We start from the raw sequence: 14,486 nt of genomic DNA, 5'->3' as shown, positions 1-14,486 counted from the left end.
ATTCATAAAAAAGTATTTAAAAGATTATTCTATTATAAACAGTTCTTCTACAGGAATCTTAAAGTAGCGCGCCATTCTTATAGCTAATTCAACAGAAGGTGTTTTTTTGCCCCTTTCAATAGAATGGATAGTTTGTCTTGACACTTCTACTTTCTCGGCAAGTTCCTGTTGTGATATCTCAAGTTTTGCTCGCTCAACCCTAATGGTGTTTTTCATTGCGCTAAGACTGCTATTTATAACACCAAATGTAAACTATTATTTACATAATGACAACTATAGTTTAATTTTGAAGATTTATTAACTAAAAATTGACCTCACCTCATCATAAACCCGCTCAAAATTAGCATTCATATCAGCACTTGAATATTGCTTAGCTACTTCTGGAAGTTGCCTGTTGATTTTCGATAGTTTGAACTGCACTTTCTTATCCTTCCCATCCGCATAGGTAATAAATTCGCCCTGCTTTAATCTAAAAAACACTTCCGCTCTAATCTTGGGAATTTCCTTTTCGCCCGTGGTAATGCGAGTATCAAAATCGAGGTTATGACCACGACTTATACTCTTGGTTGGATCCTTAATAATTTCAAAAAAGCGTTCATAATATTTGGCGGTATCTGGGTCGTTGACTTTGCCGAAAAACTGATAGGATAAATTGCTTAATATAGCTTTACTGGCTTTATCGCCATACATCATATCATTCTGGATTTTATCCTGCATAACGTAGATGGTGGCAATGTCATAGCTTCTAAGTGTCGCCGGAATGCGGTGCATATTTAGTAATCGGATGGTTGGCGCTTCTTCCATAAGCAGAAATGATGGTTTTGAACTACGCACACTCATTTGCTTTGTGATAGTGTGGATGATAGTTGCAATTACTGGCGAATATGACGTCTCAAATTTTGGGTTATTGACTATTGAAATGACCGCTGGATTTTTCTCATTGTTTATATTGAGTGGCACTTCATCTGCGGATAATGCCATAAAAATGCGTTGTGTACTAATTCGTTTTAGTGCATTGGCCAAGGTACTTTTTACACCAGCTGTTTGCCTATCCGAATCCTTGCCACTTATAAAAGCATCTGCCATTGCCCTTGATGTCGTATTGGTTTCCAAAAATTGAATAAGGCTGTCCGTGTCCAGATATTGGTATATAGCAATCAAGTGAGGAAGTGTACAGAATTGTGGATAGGTGGTTTTCAGTTTCCAAATCAATCCGCCAATCAATCCTTCAGCGGCATCGTTAAAGAATTTTGTCGTGCCAGTTGTTCCGCTTTCTCTTTGCTCTAAAAGGTTCTCAATTAATACCCGCGACACCTCGTTTACGCTTTCCTCATTCTCTAAATAGCGTGGCGCGATAGGATTTACTCTATGGATAATTTTATCAAAGGAAATAACCTTAAACGGGATGTCACTATCCTTAAAAAGTGGGTACGCCATTTCAGTCAGTTCAAAATTCTTGTAGTCGTGGATAATTCCGCAAAACCCTTCTTTCCGGAAGTGTTTCAGAAATCCATAGACAACGCTTTCGGTCTTACCACTTCCGGCAGAACCGATGATGGATGCACCTCGTTTGATGTTATCCAATTTGAAATTTCCCTTAGTGATGGCAAAGCTGACTTGATATTTGCTATCGCCATTTAACGGCTTGTCAGTTTTATGTAGAAAAACATACATTCCTATGTTAATTAATATGAGAGGGCAAGCCAGATAGAGAGAAATCAGAATCAGTCGGTTTTCCTCGTTCAAATAGAACACCATCGCACCAAGCACAAGAAAATTAACGATGAATGCATACCGACTTATCCGAAAAACTGCACAGAAAATACAACTGGCCAGACCAATAATTGAAAGTATCGTTATGAGATTATCCAACTGCATACATATTAAATTCCTATGGAACTTGATTTAATCGCTATTTCAGCACCACGTCTCAACCGTTTAAGAATCCGAAGTGCAATCTGTGTTTGACTAACTGGAATATTTGGCACTATCGGCAGTCCCGTTTTTGCTATCATTTTGAAAGCCAATGCTTTTTCGTTAGCTGGTAGTTTCATCAAGGCGGCGAAATAGAGATTGGGATTTTTTACAAAATCCTTTCGGGCTTTGTAGGTCTCGGCAAAGTTGCGTTTATAGCCAAAAGTCTTATCGAATGTTTTTTCTGCTTTCTCGAAAAATGTATCACGGTCAAATCCCCGTTTTACAATTTCCCCATTCAACTTCACGTCGGATGCTTTGTATTTGCTTCCGGGCGATAAGCTGAATCTGTTGGACGCATCCTTACGGCTCACGATAATATGGATGTGGCTCTGGTTTCCATCTTTTCGCATTCCCTGGACAATCCGTTTTCCATTTTGCTGATATGGCGCTTGGCGTTCCAGTTTGGCGATTTCCTTTTTCATCCTTTTAATATTCCCTTCAGCTCGTCCTTCTTGAATATTTCGGATTTCCGTTTTGAGCTGAAGAATTTTGGTGGCGTACGGTTGGTTCTCTTTTACCTGAAAATCTGTCCCCTTGAAGGTACGTTGGTGCTCTATTTTTGCATAGTACTTTATGTCATCGATGTTAACCGGTCGCCCTTTGATTTCCCTATTGAATGAAGCCACATAATCTTTCATCAGCTCACGAGTATATTTTTTTAAATCTTCGCTACTGTTCTGAAGTTTTTGCAATTCATATTTTGAAGGGCTCACGGTAATTGAATAGAATCTTGGCTCGTGTTTTTCCAATTTTGCGGTATTCCCATCGATTTCCTTAATGACTTCCTCGGCAGAAATCTCATCGCCGTATTGATTGAAAAAATGTTCCATATCCTGTTGTTCAAGACCTTGATTTTCTTTCTCTAAATAGCCAACAAAATCTGCCGAACTTTTGGAAAAATTACCGCCCATTTTTTGAGGTGTTATTGTGATGTACATAGCTGAAAAAATTATAGTTCATTCTTAATGTTTCGCCTTTCGCGAAAGCCTGCCTCGCCGGCAGGCAGGCGAACTTCTTTCTTTTCTTCGGCATATTTCTTTTCAACTATCAATGGTTTTTTGTTGGGTTCTTCCATCACAAAAAGGGATTGCAACATTGCGACCGTAGGTTTGGTTTGTGTCTTTTCGACATCACGCATTATGGCGATGACCGCATTGATTCTTTTTAAGAGCTTGGCTTCAATGGTTCTACCTGTAGGACCTAATTTTTCTCGTGGGGAAATCTCGTTATAGAGAAAAAAATCAAGTATGTTTTCCATTGCTTCGGTGTGCGTTTTAAAGTGCATTTTGGAAAATTCCTGAAATCGCTTGGCTGTTTTTCGTTTGAACCTGATAGTGATGAATGAATCCATTTCCTTTCGCTTTTTTAAAGATTTGACGTAAATCCATCCCTATTTACTGGTGTTTCAAGACCATTTGACGCAAATTGTTGGAATTTTTAAACCCTGTTTGATTTTAAGTAATTAAAAACCAATGGATTAAAACGAAAATGGAATATGTAACGCGGCGCAGCCCGTTACCCTCTTGCTATTCCTTTTCGTCACGCGCAAGCGTGACAAAAATCCATACAATCCAGCTAAAAAGCCGATTGCCATTTTCAGGGAAAATGATTTTCCGATATGTCATTTTTCGATGTGTAAGGCTATCGGCGAAAGTCGAAAAGTGGATATCCTTACTTTAATTTTGAATGCTGAATTTCAGCAAAATAAAGATAGTGATTTTTTCTTGATATAGAATTAATTGCACACAAAAACACCCCTAAAATTTTAGAGGTGCTTGGTTCATTTTTGCTGAAAACTATATATTGAAAACGTAGGTATAGGAATATAAATTCCGAAGTGCTTCCTCTTCAATCATCGTTTCAAAACAGCCATAATTTTCTTTTACATATTTGCGGATACTATCGCCAAATTTTCGTTTCACATCTTCTTTGGACGTTTCCAAAAGTCGGTTTTGAGCTTCCTCGCTCAAGTCTGTAAAATTGAGATATACCATAGCTTTCGGTTTTATAAAATTCCGTTATCTGAAAAACTATAATAATCCCCATCAGGCGCAAATATCAAATGGTCGAGAATCGTAATATCAAAAAGTTTGGATGCTTTTTTTATCTTATTTGTAAGTTTCTTATCTGCATCACTCGGTTCTAATTTTCCGCTCGGGTGGTTGTGCGTTAAAATAATGGCTACTGACAAAGATTTTAGAATTACCGCAAATAATAAACGTATATCTATCAACGTACTTGTAATTCCACCTTGCGAAAGTTGATACACCCCTTTAACCTTGTTACTGTTGTTTAGTAAGACTACCTTAAATGTTTCTTGAATACCAATGGTGTCTTTATCCCAATCTTCAAAAAGCAGTTCAGCTGCATCTTTTGAATTACCTATTTTTTTCCACATAGATGATTTTAAACCACCTTTGTAGCTAATCTTTATTTCATTAACTTGTGCTTTCATTGTACATATATTTAATGTGTGAATAATGAAAAAGAGGGCGCATCTTTCTAGGGTAACGCCCTCTTTAATTTTGAAGATTACTTGTCGTTTTTACTTCCAAGTAATAGGATTTCATCGGCTACCACTTCGGTAACATAGCGTTGGTTTCCATCGTCGGTGGTGTAGGTTCGGGTCTTTAGTTTTCCCGTAATCCCAACTTCTTTGCCTTTTTCGACATATTTCTCAACGATTTCAGCGGTCTTGCCCCAAGCCACAACGGTATGCCAATTGGTGTCCGTTTGCTTTTCGCCTTTGCTGTCTTTGTAATACTCGTTCGTAGCGAGTGAGAAGCGGGCTACTTTCTTTCCGCTTTCAAGGTTCGTAACGGTTGGCTCTTGACCAACGTTTCCAATTAACTGTACGTGATTTCTAATAGTACTCATAATACAATGGTTTTAAATGCCCTTTTTAGGCTTGATTAATATTTCCCTTTTCAATTCAGATTAAATTTTAAGGGGTGTTTGTTCTTTTCTTTCGTGCATCGCACAATGGATAGAGTGGGTTTTGTCAAGACTTTTAGGGAATAAATCAGGTGTGTTTGCGACGTAGTAATCACGCCATAGGCGGATTCAAGGAAGTAGATACCTTATTTTTCACTAAAACTCGTACAGTCTTGACAAGTTCCATAAGGGCATTAGCAATTATTTTAAAACCGGTTACGATTTGAGCGTACCGACAGTTAAGCGAAATGAGTAGCTGGGTTTAATGTAGAATTGGTTATGTCGTGCCTGTTTTTCGACGACCCGAAAAACAACAAAGGCTCTATCCATTATAAACCCCTTAAAATGTGTAAGACAGCGGTTCGGTTTTTAAGGATTTTCGAGTGAGGGCTCAAGAAGGCTTCGCCGAAAATATCGTTAAGAAAACCGAAGTGATGGCTTTCCGATGAGAAAGCGGACTCTATTCCCAATTTTGGCTCGGGAATGAAGTGTTCCTTCCCAGAGCATCGGGAAGGGTTAACGGAATGGAAAGCTGAAATTGGGGATTGTGTCCAAGATATTTGTAGTGAAGCTCTTTTCCCGAAATGAAGTGGTTGCCTGCCTTTTCGGCAGGCAAGCGCGGAATGCAGGGGAATGTGCTGAGGGGGTTATGAATATCAGGCTTATATTAGTAACAATCCATCCTCAACTGTCCATTGTGCTGAAGCTCATCCAATCTGATTATGTTATGTCCATTGAGCAGGCTTTCCAATACATCCAGAATATCGTGCTGCATTGCCAATGAGCCACAAATCATAATCGTCCCGTTGTTGTCAATTGTATCAAGAACAATCTCTTTTTTGTCTATTATTAAATCTTGTACATATTGCCGCTGTTCCTCTCTTGAATAACATTTGTGGACAATCCCATTTTGATATCGAGAAGGCAGTCTATTTAAGACAGCATCATATATGTCAGCTGAATTGTGTGTGCGGCCACCCCAGAACAGATTGATTTTGGTATTGTTATTTGCTTTCATCATTCCTAAAAATGGTGCGATACCTGTTCCATTGGCAATCAATACTGCGGAAGATGTTTTCTTTGGAAAGTGAAAATGAGTATTGGCATCAATTACTGCTTTTATAGTGTCGCCCGTATTCAAATTGAACAAATATGACGACCCTTTGCCATAGGGATGCTTTTTGACACTCAATAAAACTTCATCATCCATTTTTGCGATGGAATATTGACGGGCAACCTCGGTTTCTTCAGGAAATATTGTCAATAAATCGCCTGAGGTAAATTTGATGTCTCGCTTAGCTTTGAGTCTGATTAAAAAGGTGTCGTCTGTATTTAATTCGGTACGTTCCATTACCTCAAAAGCGAATTTTTTATTCTTTGACTTCTTTGTTTTTGGGACTTCAAAAGATAGTGGAATCCCCAATCGTTCGCTGAATTGTTTGACCCAATTTTTAAAATCTGCTGCGGTCGCGTTGTTGATTTTGTAAAGTGGCAGTAGCGGCTGAAAATTCGAATCGGATTGTAACAAGGCATCGGTTTGTATCGCAAACTTGCAATAATCCGGGTATTCCAAAGAACCAAAACCTACCACGGCATATTGAATTTTATTCGGCTGCTTGATGTTCGGGAAGAGGGTGGTAAATTTTCGGGCGTTCGTAGGTGGTTCGCCTTCCCCATAGGTTGCAGTTAAGATGATGATATATTTCACTTTCGCGAAAGCGGAATATTCATTCAATTCAGTCAGAAACACCTTTTTGCCTGCGGTTGTCAGGCTATCGTAAAATCGTCTGGCAAAATCATAGGTCGTTCCTGTTTCCGAACCTACCAAAATCACAAATTCACAATCGTCCTTATCCGGCATTGCTGCGGTTGTGATTACTTTTTTCCTGCGCTTCAAGGTCATCGCAAAACCCGAATACATAAAGAACAGGATGGATACACTTGCAAGCAGAAGCACGATGGACCACAGCACACTTCCTTCCCCTGTGTGCAACACCCAACTCAACCGGGAAACCAACTGCACAAAAGGATATTCGGCAATACTGATGAGCTGTCCCGACTGTTGATTGATCCTCACTTCTTTGTCTTTCAGCGCAATATGAAAATAGTCTTCAGGATCTTCGGAAAACGGGAATTCCACTTTTCGGACTTCATTAAGGGTGGTTTGTTTGAAAAATGGGATATCCTTGAGGCTTTCAAAATTTTGGGTTTCATTGGAACTTTCGATTTCCTGATGTGCAATCGAAGCGTCAGGCAGTAACTCAAACTTTTCCGCAGAAAGATATACACCCGTAAATGCAAGTATAACAATGGGAACAAAGAACCATCTGCTTAAAATCACGTGATACCGCAGCTCAAAATAATCTTTTTGGACTTTTGAGAACAGGCGTTTAAAGCCGCCCTGCCGTTTGGCCAAAAGCAATAGTCCCGTAATTGCAATGAGTAATAGCAACAACGAAATCAAGCCGACAAAAAACCGCCCGATGCTTTTCAAAAATAACGAGCGGTGCAGATTGGTGGCAAAACTGTAAATAAAGGGTCGTTCTTTGACCACGCCCAATTGCGCACCCGTTTTCGGGTCAACATAAATGTCCAGCGTTTCGATTTCCGAAGTAAGCACCGAAGCCTTTACAAATCCTGACGATTCTACTTCGAGCGAGAAAACTTCGTCGTAGCTTGACTTTAAGGCGTCAATGGTGGTTGTCAATGAGACTTGGTCCAAGTCCTGCACGGCATAGCCTTTTGCTTGATGCGAAATGGGCTCGACCGCCAGAATGCAACCTGTTATAGCCGCAATGAGCAGAAACAGGGATGAAGCAACAGCAAGTATTAGGTGACTATATCGCCAGATGGAAAGGGTCATAGGCCATCGTTAATTTGGAAGCATTCGTACATAACGAATAAACCCTTTTCCCTCTTTTTTGGCTTTTAGGTTTTCGGTGGTGAGTTCAAACTGTATATCGTCTGCATAATATTCTTGGTCCTCTACTGAAGTTTCAAAACGCAGGCTGTAGCCTTTATCAATTTTATCTTCTGGGATTTGCAATACCGTCACGGTACGCTCGCCACCACTTATGGTCGCACCGGAAATCGCATCGATATCGGGGCGGTATTTTCCGTAGAATTTCCACCATTCTGGAATTTCGCTATACCATTCGCTGTCCTTTCCCTGAACATAAAGCGTTTCTTCATATTCCCCTTCCGGGGTTAATAAGGATACTACTACATAAGCACCTTCGCCCGTGTAGTTGGTCATTTGTATCAGGCATTTTACGGCTTTGGAATTGGAAGTTGTAAATGCTGTGAGTAAGAATCCTGCCAATGCGATTGCAGGAATGATTTTAAATAAATTCTTCATATTACTTTAAAAAATTCAATGAGGTATTTTGTTTTTGCAACATTTCATTTTCAATGGCCAAATCATAGACCGTTTCTTCAAAATCGGTTTTTACCTTGGTATCGGCACCCTTTGAGATTAAATATTTCATCATTTTGTCATCTGCAGCTTTCATTGCTGCAACGTGCAATGCGGTCAGTCCTTCATCATTTTTGGCGTCGATGTCGATATCAAAAGCAGCAATACGTTTTAAAAGTTCCAAATCATTTGCTTTGGCAGCCAGATGCAATAGTGTATTCCCCTCAGCTTGGGTTGTATTAAATTGAACGTCTTTGTCTTGAAGCAGTTTCAACTTATCAATAAATGTTGAAGGATTGCCACTGTCAAAAGATTCCAGAAGATAATAGGCAACGGTGTTACCGTTTTCCGCTTTCGCGAAAGCGTTACCGCCCTTATCCAAAAGAAATTTGACTACTTCGGGACTGTTACGTTGTACAGCAAGCATCAAGGCGGTCTCGCCATTGTTATTAGCGATGTTGAAATCTTTTACGTCTTTGGAAAGTAGTTTCACCATAGCCAACTCATTGCGATAGACTGCGTTGAGAAACGGCGTATTTCCGTCAGCATCTTTTTGGTTGACATCTGCACCGGCAGCTAAGAAAAATTCAAAAATCGCTGGGTCGGTATTGCTGTAGGCCAGACGATGCAACGGTGTGTAGCCTTCTTTGGTCACGACATTCGGTTCGATACCGAGGTCTCGCAGATATTCATAAACCGAAAGGGGATTACTATATACCCGACCGCCTTGAACGGCAAATAAGAAAGCGTTCCCGCCGGCTGCATTCAAAGATTTATAGTCCACGCCTTTTTTTATGAGCAAATCAAGAAATTCGGCATTTCCTTTTTTTGCGGTATAATTAAAGATACCGTTGCCTATGTCATCTTTACTGCCCAGTTCAAAACCTTTCTCGAGAAAATAATCCAGTTCAGCCTCATTGGATAATGACGGTGCCGCCAACAATAAAAGGTTGGCACCGCTGTCGTTCTTCTCTTCCAAAAGGTTTATACCGTACTTCTCAAAAGCCTCGAATAATTCGGGATTGGTCTGTCCAGCGTTTACGGCAAAGGCAAGGGGTGTGTAGCCGTGGCTGTCCAATTTGGTTACCGATGAGCCTTCGTTTAAGAGATGTTCAACAATATCCGTAAGTCCAGCATAAGCGGCCCAATGCAAATAGATTCGGCTGTCGTGGGTGTTTTTATCGATGGGGTTACCTTCCAGGGACAGTAGATATTTCAAGATATCATCATCCGCTTTCTCAAGCATCGCATAGATGGTGGCATCAAAGGCGAATTGGTTGAGTGCGGTGGCGTCGTTCCCTTCGACAATTTTTTGTTTTACGGTTTCCAAATCGGGATTCCCTTTCCAAAAGGAACGGTCAAGAAATATATTTTCTTGGGCCGAAACCTGCCCCACCGAGAGCAGCAGGGCAAGAAACAGCCATATAATGGTTAGGTGTTTCATTATCAAGGTCTTTTTACAAAGGATTCTATGACTTCATCAATTTTGGCCACTTCTTCATATCCCTCATCAAAGAGGTATTTGTAGAGCACCTTGTTGTCCACTTTTTCTTCGAGCACAAGGTCTTTGTTACGACCATATACTTCGTCCCATTTGGCACGTACCTTTGCCCATTTTTCCTCATTTTCCTGCCACCATTTTTCAGCGGCGGCACAACGGCTGTCATCTACTTTTTTATAGGTGTTATAGCCTTTTTCCTTTGCCAATAGTACATCTTCCTTACCATCCTCGCGGATGATTTTAGAATTGTCCTGGTCGTGCAACCAACCGTAATCCGTAATTTCCTGACGGTTGCCGCGCATCAACAGGTTGTAATCGCTACGGGTGGTATATTCCCGTCGTGCCAAAGGTGCAGGGGTCGTGTTTTCCCAATAACTTTTCCCGTCAACGTGTACCCAAGTAGCAGAACCTTCGTAACGTGGGCTGTCATCCACCTGATAGACCTTTTGTGTCCATTGCCCTTCTACTTCGGAAGCAGGCATTCTTTTAAAAGTCCATTCATTGTCGGCATTGTACGTGTACAAATCGGTGTTTTCAAAAAGCCAGTCCTGTCGCCAATGCTTTACGATATGTGGGTCGGCCGGATTGCCTACTTGCAATAAATGCTGAATCTGGATTTTATCGTCTTCATCGGTAACCAACTGTGCCCATTCCAATCCTTTATCGACTTTCGTTTTGGATGGTTTATACAGGGAATCATTGCTGTAATTGAAGGTTTCTGCAAAGTTGAAGGTCACTTCGTAACAGCCACACATTTTTTTGATGGCTTCCCTGTCTTCTTGCTTTTTTGAGGGTTGGGAAATGGCATTTATTGAAAATAACAGTGCCAATACGATGTACGCGGGTGTTTTCATTTTTTTTGGTTTTACGTTATTAAATTTCTTCGACAAAAATAATAACTTTTATTTAGATTGAATAAAAATAACATATATATTTGCACCGTATTAAGAATAAATCTAAATAATAATCTCGATTTTGCGCCTAACTTTTTGCTTCATACTATTCACTTTTTGTTACCAAACTTCGATTGGCCAGAACGAGCAAAAGACTGTTAGGGATTCCCTGAAAGTAGAGAAGCTGGAAGAAGTCATATTGACCGCCACACGTACCGAAAGACAACTTTCTTCCTTACCATTACCGGTAACATTAATTTCCAAAAAGAAGATTTTACAATCGGGTACCATACGCCTTGATGAAATATTGAACGAGCAAACAGGTATCATTACCGTGACGGACGAAAGCGGTTTTGAAGGGGTACAGATTCAAGGTATCGCATCGGACTATATCCTGATTCTCATAGATGGCGTACCCTTGGTGGGAAGAAGCGCAGGGAATTTTGATTTGAGCCGTCTGACCGTTGGCAACATCAAACAGATTGAGGTGGTCAAAGGACCATCGAGCAGTCTTTATGGTTCTGAAGCTTTGGGCGGTGTCATCAATATTATTACCGAAAAACCAAAATCAGAAGAACTGCACGGAAATGCATCTTATCGCTTCGGCAGTTTTACCCAACAGGATATCAATGTTGATATCAAACAACGCTACAAAAAATTACGCTACGTCTTTTTTGCCAATCGTTTTTCGAGTGAGGGCTATGACCTCAATCCCGATGTGGATGGGCAAACGGTAAATCCGTTCGAGAACTACACGGTCAATGGGCGTATCTACTATGATTTTAATGACAAATTGTCCCTGTTCACGTCCGCTCGATTTTATGACCAGGTGCAAGACGCCGGGTTCACATTTAATGATGTCGCATTTGAAGGCGATAGTAAGGAACGGGAATGGAACGCCCACGCAAGGATAGACCAGAAATGGAACGATAGGTTGGACACGTCCTACGAGCTTTACTATACCAACTATACGGCCAACGAGCGGTTGGCCGACCCCATTTCCGAAGATGTTTTGAGCGATAGTGATTTTGACCAGAAATTGTTTCGTCCTGAAATTCGCGGGAATTATGCTTTTGCTGATGCAGGAACGCTCACAGCGGGATTCGGCTTTCAATACGATGAGCTCGACAGGACATTCTTTGACGAGACGGTAAGTTTCAATTCGCAATATGCCTATGCCCAATATGATTTTAACCCTGTCGAAAGGTTGAACGTCATCGCCGGTGCCCGTTTTGACAACCATTCGGAATACAGCAATCAGTTCAGTCCAAAACTGGCGATGCGCTACAAATTGACAAATGCCATTTCTGTAAAGGGTTCAGTAGGTTATGGGTTTAAAGCACCAGATTTCAGGCAGCTCTATTTCGATTTTACCAATTCGGCCGTGGGGTATACTGTTTTGGGCTATAATGTGGCGTTGGATAAACTACGGGAACTTCGGGAACAAGGGCAAATCCTCGATGTAGTGGTTTCAGAAGACGATTTGAACAATCCGCTGGAAGCGGAAAGTTCCGTAGGATATAATGTAGGATTGACTTTTAAAGAAGGGAAATGGAACAGCGAATTGAATTTCTTTAGAAATGATATTAAAAACCTCATTGACACACGAATTATTGCTCGTAAGACCAATGGTCAGAATGTTTTCAGCTATGTCAATTTCGATGAAATCTACACTACGGGATTTGAAATAAACACAGGTTATAAAATTACTAATGCTTTGAACTTGAGTGCAGGCTATCAGTTATTATATGCCTACGATAAAAAGAAACAACAAGAAGTAGAAGATGGTCAGGTATTTGCCCGCGACCCGGCGACAAATCAGACCGTGGCGGTCACGCAGTCCGATAATTTCGGCCTCGTGAACCGCTCACGGCACAATGCCAACTTTAAGGTGTTCTATGATATCGCTTCCGCGAAAGCGAACATAAATCTACGTCTGCTATACAGAAGTAAATATGCCCAATTCGATACAAACGGAAATGGACTTATCGACACTTACGACACCAGTTTTATAGATGGGTATGTAACCACGAATATAGCGGCCAGCAAGACCTTTTATGACGATTTCACTTTACAGGTAGGTGCCAACAACCTCTTGGACTATACGGACAACAACATCCCGACCTTACCGGGAATTCAAGGATACGTTAAACTCAATTACCAATTTTAAAATTTAAATACAATGAAAATTAAAACAATGAACACACTTAAAACCATCGCGCTTGCTGCGGTATGTATAGCATTCACATCTTGTAGCAGCGATGATGACAATACCCCAACCCCAGACCCGATTGAAGCCGAGTTGGTCAGTAATCTATTTGCGCCCCAAACAGGTGGGCAGGGACAGCCCGTAGGTGGCGAATTTGCAAAATTCGATTTTGAAACGGGAATGCAGACTACCAGCGATACGGATTGGGACATTGCTTTTCGAGGTACGACCATTGCCGTAAATGGTGGAACAGTTACCGGCACCGATGACGAGCCAGCGCGAAATGGCGATGCTGGTGCGACCATAGCAACTGGTACTTTTGCCAGTGTAACGACTGCGGAAGGTTTGACCTTTGACCAAGATGCCGATGGAAGTTTTGCCATCCCAACTGGAAGTGACAATGGCTGGTACAATTACAACCCGATGGTCAATGTCGTTACACCCATTCCGGGCAAGGTCTTGGTGTTCCGCACCCGTGACGGACGATATGCCAAGGTTGAGATTTTAAGCTACTATAAGGACAACCCCTCGCAACCGGACCCGCAGACCGATGAGAGCCGTTACTATACTTTTAATTATGTATACAACCCTAACGAAGGGGAAACTTCGTTTGAGTAGTTAGTTTGAGTTAGTTTAATTGCAAGGCCCTTTCTTTGTTGAAGGGGCTTTGTTTTATTAAAAATCCAGTTTAAGGTACTGGATAAACCTTTTTAATCTATGCCAGGGCATACACTTCATCGAACAGTTTTTTGTCCAATCGTTCCTGTTGGCAAAAGCTCTTTTTCAAGACATTGTGCAATACCGAATTGAAGGCATTGTAACCTAACCAAAGATTGGGTTGCTCATCAAGTAACAGGGCTTCGTAATTGAGAATTTCAAGAACTTCACGGGACTTCTTCGACGGGTCGTTGTTCTTGTCGCTACATTCATAGCGGAACAGCTTTGTTCTGTCGAGAATGGCTCTTACAAATTCCTTGGTATCGATGATTTTAAATTCCTTCATCTTGTCAAATTTCTTTGTGATGGTATAAAACTCGTTGTCCAGAAACTTATCGAACAAGTTGTTCAGTCTTGGCATAATGAGGTGTGTATTGTTCTTACTATGCTTGATGGAAAACTCAATTTCTGCCTGAGAAACGTGCAAGCCATTGGAACATACTTTTCTATAAAACCCAAAATTACCAGAGGTCTTTTCACTACCGTCATACGAGTTCTTAAACCGAAGCATCGGCAGTATCAAATCCTCTTTATTTTTTACAGAAAACTGACTCTTATCGTCAATAATGAAATCTGTAATGAACGACCTGTCATTTTTGTTGATGGTACGCTTGTGGAAGTTCAGTTGTGCATCGGTCAGCATTTCTTCGGCTTTCTTGAAGAACAATTGGTTCGGAATGTGGCCATAGCTGTTCGATACCACATTGACGATTTTACCGTTTGAGATGATGGCATTTTCAAGCCCTCTTCGGGATTCCATCTGTGTCAGACTTTTTAAGGATTTCATTTCTGATGGAACGAAGATTTCATCCTGTTGCAAATTTTGTAAATACATAGCTT

At 40.9% G+C, this 14,486-nt stretch carries 14 protein-coding genes; 2 read left to right on the top strand and 12 right to left on the bottom strand.

The window, feature by feature from the left end:
• Window positions 1–24: 24 nt before the first annotated feature.
• The 11 genes from BUA96_RS16820 to BUA96_RS16770 form a co-directional block, all read right to left on the bottom strand.
• Window positions 25–216: a helix-turn-helix transcriptional regulator gene (locus BUA96_RS16820; RefSeq protein WP_072985148.1), complete on the bottom strand. Its 192-nt coding sequence runs from the start codon at window positions 214–216 to the stop codon at window positions 25–27.
• An 81-nt stretch (window positions 217–297) separates the two neighbouring features.
• Window positions 298–1,878: a type IV secretory system conjugative DNA transfer family protein gene (locus tag BUA96_RS16815; protein WP_072985147.1), complete on the bottom strand. Its 1,581-nt coding sequence runs from the start codon at window positions 1,876–1,878 to the stop codon at window positions 298–300.
• 5 nt (window positions 1,879–1,883) lie between these two features.
• Window positions 1,884–2,915 carry a MobB family relaxase gene (mobB, locus tag BUA96_RS16810; RefSeq protein WP_072985145.1) on the bottom strand — a complete coding sequence of 344 codons (1,032 nt, stop codon included), beginning with the start codon at window positions 2,913–2,915 and terminating at the stop codon, window positions 1,884–1,886.
• An 11-nt stretch (window positions 2,916–2,926) separates the two neighbouring features.
• Window positions 2,927–3,328: a BfmA/BtgA family mobilization protein gene (locus BUA96_RS16805; protein WP_175546508.1), complete on the bottom strand. Its 402-nt coding sequence runs from the start codon at window positions 3,326–3,328 to the stop codon at window positions 2,927–2,929.
• Window positions 3,329–3,773: 445 nt separating this feature from the next.
• Window positions 3,774–3,971 carry a hypothetical protein gene (locus BUA96_RS16800; RefSeq protein WP_072316413.1) on the bottom strand — a complete coding sequence of 66 codons (198 nt, stop codon included), beginning with the start codon at window positions 3,969–3,971 and terminating at the stop codon, window positions 3,774–3,776.
• Window positions 3,972–3,982: 11 nt separating this feature from the next.
• Window positions 3,983–4,432 carry a JAB domain-containing protein gene (locus BUA96_RS16795; protein WP_072985141.1) on the bottom strand — a complete coding sequence of 150 codons (450 nt, stop codon included), beginning with the start codon at window positions 4,430–4,432 and terminating at the stop codon, window positions 3,983–3,985.
• 77 nt (window positions 4,433–4,509) lie between these two features.
• The gene (locus BUA96_RS16790; RefSeq protein ID WP_072985139.1) at window positions 4,510–4,854 is read right to left on the bottom strand and encodes a single-stranded DNA-binding protein; all 345 of its coding nucleotides are present in this window, start codon (window positions 4,852–4,854) and stop codon (window positions 4,510–4,512) included.
• Between the two features lie 724 nt (window positions 4,855–5,578).
• On the bottom strand, window positions 5,579–7,774 hold the full coding sequence (locus tag BUA96_RS16785) for a PepSY domain-containing protein (protein ID WP_072985137.1): 2,196 nt from the start codon (window positions 7,772–7,774) through the stop codon (window positions 5,579–5,581).
• 9 nt (window positions 7,775–7,783) lie between these two features.
• On the bottom strand, window positions 7,784–8,269 hold the full coding sequence (locus tag BUA96_RS16780; RefSeq protein WP_072985136.1) for a DUF2271 domain-containing protein: 486 nt from the start codon (window positions 8,267–8,269) through the stop codon (window positions 7,784–7,786).
• A gap of 1 nt (window position 8,270) precedes the next feature.
• Window positions 8,271–9,770, bottom strand: coding sequence for an ankyrin repeat domain-containing protein (locus BUA96_RS16775; protein ID WP_072985134.1), 1,500 nt, complete (start codon window positions 9,768–9,770; stop codon window positions 8,271–8,273).
• A 2-nt stretch (window positions 9,771–9,772) separates the two neighbouring features.
• Complete coding sequence (locus BUA96_RS16770) at window positions 9,773–10,681, bottom strand: DUF6607 family protein (RefSeq protein WP_072985132.1); 909 nt, start codon at window positions 10,679–10,681, stop codon at window positions 9,773–9,775.
• A gap of 172 nt (window positions 10,682–10,853) precedes the next feature.
• Here BUA96_RS16770 and BUA96_RS16765 point away from each other — a divergent pair, with 172 nt between their 5' ends.
• Window positions 10,854–12,890: a TonB-dependent receptor plug domain-containing protein gene (locus tag BUA96_RS16765; RefSeq protein WP_233430670.1), complete on the top strand. Its 2,037-nt coding sequence runs from the start codon at window positions 10,854–10,856 to the stop codon at window positions 12,888–12,890.
• A gap of 12 nt (window positions 12,891–12,902) precedes the next feature.
• Entirely contained in the window at window positions 12,903–13,547 is a 645-nt protein-coding gene (locus tag BUA96_RS16760; protein ID WP_233430669.1) for an HmuY family protein, read from the top strand.
• A gap of 97 nt (window positions 13,548–13,644) precedes the next feature.
• Here BUA96_RS16760 and BUA96_RS16755 read toward each other — a convergent pair whose 3' ends face one another.
• The gene (locus BUA96_RS16755; protein WP_072985130.1) at window positions 13,645–14,481 is read right to left on the bottom strand and encodes a DUF932 domain-containing protein; all 837 of its coding nucleotides are present in this window, start codon (window positions 14,479–14,481) and stop codon (window positions 13,645–13,647) included.
• Between the last annotated feature and the right edge of the window lie 5 nt (window positions 14,482–14,486).

It is taken from the genome of Leeuwenhoekiella palythoae (assembly GCF_900130045.1).
GTDB classification, from domain to species: Bacteria; Bacteroidota; Bacteroidia; order Flavobacteriales; family Flavobacteriaceae; genus Leeuwenhoekiella; species Leeuwenhoekiella palythoae.
This window is presented reverse-complemented; position numbering and strand designations above follow the sequence as displayed.

Bases quoted from the DNA above. Each gene is read 5' to 3' on its own strand.
- BUA96_RS16820 (WP_072985148.1), bottom strand. From the start codon at position 216: ATGAAAAACACCATTAGGGTTGAGCGAGCAAAACTTGAGATATCACAA.
- BUA96_RS16815 (WP_072985147.1), bottom strand. From the start codon at position 1,878: ATGCAGTTGGATAATCTCATAACGATACTTTCAATTATTGGTCTGGCC.
- mobB (WP_072985145.1), bottom strand. From the start codon at position 2,915: ATGTACATCACAATAACACCTCAAAAAATGGGCGGTAATTTTTCCAAA.
- BUA96_RS16805 (WP_175546508.1), bottom strand. From the start codon at position 3,328: ATGGATTCATTCATCACTATCAGGTTCAAACGAAAAACAGCCAAGCGA.
- BUA96_RS16800 (WP_072316413.1), bottom strand. From the start codon at position 3,971: ATGGTATATCTCAATTTTACAGACTTGAGCGAGGAAGCTCAAAACCGA.
- BUA96_RS16795 (WP_072985141.1), bottom strand. From the start codon at position 4,432: ATGAAAGCACAAGTTAATGAAATAAAGATTAGCTACAAAGGTGGTTTA.
- BUA96_RS16790 (WP_072985139.1), bottom strand. From the start codon at position 4,854: ATGAGTACTATTAGAAATCACGTACAGTTAATTGGAAACGTTGGTCAA.
- BUA96_RS16785 (WP_072985137.1), bottom strand. From the start codon at position 7,774: ATGACCCTTTCCATCTGGCGATATAGTCACCTAATACTTGCTGTTGCT.
- BUA96_RS16780 (WP_072985136.1), bottom strand. From the start codon at position 8,269: ATGAAGAATTTATTTAAAATCATTCCTGCAATCGCATTGGCAGGATTC.
- BUA96_RS16775 (WP_072985134.1), bottom strand. From the start codon at position 9,770: ATGAAACACCTAACCATTATATGGCTGTTTCTTGCCCTGCTGCTCTCG.
- BUA96_RS16770 (WP_072985132.1), bottom strand. From the start codon at position 10,681: ATGAAAACACCCGCGTACATCGTATTGGCACTGTTATTTTCAATAAAT.
- BUA96_RS16760 (WP_233430669.1), top strand. From the start codon at position 12,903: ATGAAAATTAAAACAATGAACACACTTAAAACCATCGCGCTTGCTGCG.
- BUA96_RS16755 (WP_072985130.1), bottom strand. From the start codon at position 14,481: ATGTATTTACAAAATTTGCAACAGGATGAAATCTTCGTTCCATCAGAA.